The sequence below is a fragment of the Mycobacterium sp. IDUB_37 genome, from assembly GCF_055419245.1.
The window spans coordinates 577,393-583,568 of sequence record NZ_JBVAXG010000005.1; the positions used below are offsets into that span (position 1 = coordinate 577,393).

Here is a 6,176-nt window from a genome sequence, read left to right on the forward strand (position 1 = left end):
CTGCCCACCGAACCCTGTGCGCCGTTGTTGCCGACCGCACCATCACCGCCAGCACCCCCGGCCCCACCATTGCCGTGACTACCCCCGCCGCCCCCGGCACCACCAGCGCCGCCATCCACACCCGCGGTCGTGGCGTCACCGCCATTACCGCCGGCCCCGCCATCACCCCCGGCGCCGTTGCTGCCGCTCAATCCGGTTACCCCGGCCGTCCCGCCGGTACCGCCGGTTCCTGCCGCCCCACCGGTCCCGCCGCCCCCGCCGGCTCCGGTATTCCCGCCGAGGCCCCCGGCCCCGCCAGCCCCGCCATCTACACCGTCAGCACCCGCACCGCCCTGACCGGCATTACCACCGGCCCCGCCGACGCCACCGGCCCCGCCGCCACCATTGGCGCCCGACCCGCCCGCAGCCACCCCGCCGCCCTTGCCGCCGACCCCGGCGGCACCGCCGTCACCACCGCTACCGCCGGCACCGCCGGCAAAACCCACCTGCCCATCGGTGCCACCCGACCCGCCAGCACCGCCGGCGCCGCCCGCACCCGCAGCACCACCACGACCCCCGACACCTCCATTACCGGAGACCGCACCACCCAAGCCGCCAGCACCACCGGCACCACCAGCACCACCAGCCAGCCCAGACGTCCCGTCAACGCCAACGCCCGCGCCACCGGGAGCACCGGCCGTGCCCGCCAACCCGGCCAACCCCGCCCCGCCAGCTCCACCCGCGCCACCATCACCGCGGTCACCCCCGGCACCACCAGCGCCGCCGGCAGTCCCCGACCCGCCCGCTGCCGTCGCATTGAACCCCGCCCCACCCGCACCGCCGTGACCGCCGGCCACCACGGTGCCCCCTGCACCCACAACGCCCGCCGCAGCACCCGCACCGCCGGCAGCACCACCCACCCCGCCCAGTCCGACGCCGCCGGTGTCACCACCCACGCCGCCGCTACCACCCGCAGTCACCGCATCCCCAGCACCGCCCACCCCACCGACACCCGCAACACCGGAATTACCGCCCGCACCCCCAGCACCACCATTGCCATTAACCCCTGCGCGGCCGAACAACCCGTGACCCTGCCCACCCACCCCGCCGAAGCCACCGGCACCAGCGTTGCCGCCCGTGCCGCTATCGCCCCCATCGCCGCCGGTCACACCCGGACTAATCGCCGCCCATCCTGCACCACCAGCACCACCGGCACCTCCAATCCCACCCACACCACCAGTGCCACCCGCACCACCATCACCAAAGATCAACCCGCCACGACCACCAGCCCCACCCGACCCCGCAGCCCCACCATCGCCGCCCACTCCGCCGGTGCCGCCCGCGACACCCTGCGCACCCGCCGCACCCGCGGACCCCACCGCCCCAGCCACCCCGGACCCGCCCACACCACCGGCGCCACCATGGCCGAACAGCCACGCGCTACCCCCCGCGCCACCGGAACCACCGAATCCGCCCGTGCCCCCCGAACCACCAGCACCCCACAACAACCCGCCTTGACCACCTACACCGCCAGTGGCCCCGACACCGCCCGTACCGCCCACACCGCCCGGACCCAACAAGCCCGCGGCCCCACCAGCACCACCGGCCTGCCCCGATGCCCCCGACCCGCCATTACCCCCACGGCCGATCAACAACCCACCACCACCACCAGCAGCCCCCGAGCCCGCCGCACCGTCAACACCCGGACCCAGCAACGGACGCCCCAACAACAGATTGGTCGGCGCATTGATCACACCCAAAATGTCCTGCTCCAACGACGCCGCATTGGCCGCCTCCGCACCCCCATACGCGCCACCAGCACCGGTCAACGACTGCACAAAACGGGCATGAAAATCCGCCGCCCGTGCGCTGATCGCCTGATACTCCCGGCCGTACGTCCCAAACAACGCCGCAATCGCCGTCGACACCTCATCACCAGCCGCCGCCGCCATACCCGTCGTCGGCAACAACGCCGCCGCCGACGCCACACCCACCGCCGACCCCACCCCACCAAGTTGCGCCGCGGCCGCGGCCAAGTCCCCGGGCACCAAAAACACATAAGAAGCCATCAGAAGCCCGATCCTTGGGTAGGAAAATTGACGTAAAGGAAAGCCCCCGACGGCAGGCACCAAACGCTACTCGCTCAAACCGTTCTCCACAGAAAAAATTCAACACATGACAAACATCGAAAATCGGCGCCAATTTCGGAAAGCGTGGATAACGCACAAACGCACCCGCTGCCAACCCCGGTCGTCGGCACCCCCCGCCGCCACACAAGCAGCACGCACTGCCGGACCAATCCCACCCAAATCCGGCGCAACCAACACCTCAGGCACCACAACAAAACGACATCGACAACGCCCGGTCACTGAAGAGACAGACGCGGAGAAAACCCTCGACGGCGGGCTCCAAACGCGAGGCCCCAACACCCCCCAACCAAACAATCAACCCATGCCAAACATCGGAAACTCGCCAACTCCTGAAAAATGAATTACCCCACCATGCATCCTCGTTCCGTCGAGCGAGTTGGCAAGTACGTGGGCGGAATCGCGAGACTAGCGCCGAAAGCGACCTGCGCGAGGCGGCTGAATTGGCAGCGAACCGCGATCACGCGATGTCAACTAGACAGCAGTCCGGCTTGTTGCCGAGTACGCCGATCCAGACCGCCGATTTGGCGCAAAAGGACCAGAGATCGACTGGCAACCGTTAATGCAGCCCCACACCCCGAGCTAATGCCATGTCCACAACCGGGGCCAGCAGGGTCAGATCAACCATCTACTGCATCACGTGCCGTTCGGGCCCTGCTGGCCGTCGGCGCCGTCGGTGCCGGGTGGTGTACCTCCGCCGCCGGAGCTGCCGTCACCGCCGGTCCCGCCGCCGCCAGGCGCGCCCGGAGCCCCGGTGGGATCCCCGCCGCCGCCGTTGCCGTGGTTACCGCCTCGGCCGCCGTTGCCACCATTGGCGCCGTTGCCGCCGGGGCCGGAAACAGAGCTGCCGCCGTCGCCGGCATTGCCACCGGCTCCACCGGCCCCGCCGCCACCACCGGCTCCGCCGGTGTTGTCAAAGAGGCCTGCTGCTCCAGCGAAGCCGCCGGAGCCGCCAGCACCGCCAGTACCTCCGTTGGTTCCGCCCGCCCCGTTACCGGCGGCGCCAGAAGTGGCGTAGCCACCGGAGCCGCCGTTGCCGCCATTGCCGGCCATACCGCCGCTACCGCCGGTGCCGCCGACTCCGCCGACATTGGTGGTGCCGCTCTCATGGCTAGTGAATCCGCCGTTACCTCCGGTGCCACCGCCACCTCCATTACCAGCCGCGCCGGCAGCACCGCCGTTACCGGCATCGCCGGAACCAATCGCCGTGCCACCCTGGGCACCGAGGCCGCCATTACCGGCGCGGCCGCCATTACCGCCGGCCCCTCCCGCTCCGCCGTCACCAAGGAGCGTTCCACCGCCAAGGCCGCCGTTGCCGCCTCGGCCGCCGTTGCCACCAGCCCCGGCGCCCCCGGCGTCACCGCCGTTGCCCGACCCAGTGGTCAAGCCGCCAGCACCGCCGGCAGCACCGTTCCCACCGGAACCGCCGTCACCGGCGATACCCCCGGCTCCGGCGTCACCACCGCCGTTGTTGTCTTGACCGCCGGCACCGCCGTTGCCGCCGGCACCGCCGGACCCGCTTTGGCCGGCGACGCCGCCGTGGCCGCCATCGCCGGACCCGGCAGCAGCACCGCCGGTGCCACCCGCGCCGGCGACACCGCCTCCGCCACCAGTTCCGCCGACGCCACCATCACCGGGGGCGCCCTGAAGGGCCCCGACCCGGGTCGCGCCAACACCGCCGGCGCCGCCGACCCCGCCCTGGCCTGCCGCACCGCCCGCGCCCCCGACACCACCGTTACCGGAGCCTAGAGCCAGGCCGCCAGTACCGCCGGCGCCGCCGTTACCGCCGCTGCCGGCGTTGCCGCCGTAGCCGCCGTCTTGAAGGAATACATCAAAGTCCCCCGAGCCGCCGTTGCCGCCGGTACCGCCGTTACCGCCGCCTCCGCCGCTTCCGCCGACCCCACCGGCCCCACCGTTACCAGATATCGCACCGCCCGAGCCGCCGGCGCCTCCGGCACCGCCGTTACCGCCGCTGGCGCCAGTCGCGCCGCGGGTGCCTTCCCCGTCAATGCCGGGAGCACCGGCAGCACCAGCCAAGCCGTTACCCCCGGCCCCACCGTTGCCGCCGTTGCCTATCGGCCCGCCGTTGCCACCGGCCCCGCCGGCACCGCCGTTCACAGCACCGGCTACGCCGTTGCCACCGGCCCCGCCGTTGCCGCCGTTGCCGAGCGAACCGCCGTTACCCCCGTCCCCACCGACCCCGCCGGCACCGCCACCGGCAGCGCCGACGCCACCGACGCCGCCGTTACCGGCCGCGGAGGTCACCGCGACGCCCTGGCCGCCGTCGCCGCCGGTACCACCGCCACCGCCAGCACCGGCCGCACCGGCCGCACCGGCAACCGCGCCGCCGCCGCCTGGACTGCCGCCACCGCCGAATGCCCCACCTATGCCGCCGGTGGCACCATCGGCGCCCACACCTCCCAGCCCGTTGGCCGAATTGCCGCCGCTGCCGCCGCCACCGCCGATCCCGCCAACACCGCCAGTGCCACCGACGCCGCCGTTACCGAAGAAGTTGATTCCGGCTGCGCCGCCGCCGGTGCCGCCGGTACCGCCCTGGCCGCCGGTTCCGGTGGCGCCGCCGCTGCCGCCGTTGCCACCCGCACCTGACCCGTCAGCGGCACCGCCGACACCGCCAACGCCGCCGACTCCGCCGGCCCCGCCAGTGCCGCCTTGGCCGCCGACTCCGCCGCGGGCGGTGAAAGCTAAGAAGCCGGCTTCCCCGCCGATGCCGCCGGCTCCGCCAACACCGCCTTGCCCTGAGGTGCCGCCGGTCCCACCGACCCCGCCATCGCCTGACCCCAGAGCCTTCCCACCAGCCCCGCCGGCACCGCCGGTCCCGCCGACACCGCCCGTCCCGCCAAGTCCGCCGGGTTCGCCATCGCTGAAGTCGCTGGACTCGCCATTGCCGCCCCGGCCGCCGCCCCCGCCATTACCGCCAGTACCACCGGCACCACCGGCGCCACCGTTCCCAGATATCGCGCCACCTAAGCCTCCGGCGCCTCCGGCGCCACCACTGGCGCCCGCACCGCCGGTCCCGCCGGTACCGCCTGTCCCGTCGTCGCCTTGGGTACCGACTGTGCCGTTCTTGCCTGCGCCCCCGGCGCCGCCTTCGCCGCCGTTGCCGACTGATCCGCCGTTGCCGCCGGCTCCGCCTTGGCCGCCAACCCCGCCGGGGCCCGCGCCGTCGGCCCCGGCCCCGCCGTTGCCGCCGTTGCCGCCGCTGGTGGCTATGGCACCGGCTTTGCCGGTCGCGCCGTCGCTGCCGCCGGTGCCGCCGGTGCCGACTGCGCCGCCTTTGCCGCCGGCACCGACGGTGCCGGGGTTCCCGCCGTCGCCGCCGCGGCCGCCGTCGGGGTTGCCGGTCACGCCGGCTGCGCCGGCACCACCGTCCCCGGCTTTGCCGGATTGGCCGCCGGTACCGCCGGTGCCGCCGGTGCCGTTGACCCCTGCGCTGCCCGATCCACCCTTAGCGACGCCCCCGGCGTTGCCGCCGGCGCCACCTTGCCCGCCGGTGCCGCCGTCACCGCCGGTACCGCCGTCCTGCCCGGCCTCGCCCGCATTGATCGCGTCGGCGCCGTCGATGCCGGCCCCGCCGGTCCCACCGGTCCCGCCGGTCCCGCCTATTCCACCGGTGCCGCCGTTACCGCGCACCGATCCGCCGAGGCCGCCAGCACCACCCGCCCCGCCGGTGCCGCCGGCCTCTCCTTGGCCGCCCGAGTCGCCCGCGAGGATCCCGTCAGCGCCGGCCGCACCCGTCGCGCCGTTACCGCCGGCGCCACCGGCGCCGCCGTTGCCCAGGTTGCCGCCGTTACCGCCGGCACCACCCTGTCCGCCCGTGCCGGGCAGATCCCCCGGCGCCGCAGCGGTCGCATTGCCGCCCTTCCCGCCGACACCCCCGTTACCGGACGTCCCGGCCGGAAGCTGACCCTTCGCACCGGTCGCACCGCTGGTCCCGTCGCCGCTATCGCCACCAGCACCACCGAACCCGACCGCACCCGCATTGCCGCCATCACCACCGGCGCCGCCCGCACCGCCAATCGCCGCATCAAT

The 6,176-nt window shown here is 73.7% G+C and carries 2 protein-coding genes; both read right to left on the reverse strand.

Annotation, left to right across the window (positions count from 1 at the left end):
* Positions 1-2,048: PE family protein (locus tag ACZY1I_RS20380; RefSeq protein WP_463756274.1), on the reverse strand; the 2,048-nt coding region annotated here is incomplete at its 3' end.
* A 714-nt stretch (positions 2,049-2,762) separates the two neighbouring features.
* Entirely contained in the window at positions 2,763-6,176 is a 3,414-nt protein-coding gene (locus tag ACZY1I_RS20385; RefSeq protein ID WP_463756275.1) for a PE family protein, read from the reverse strand.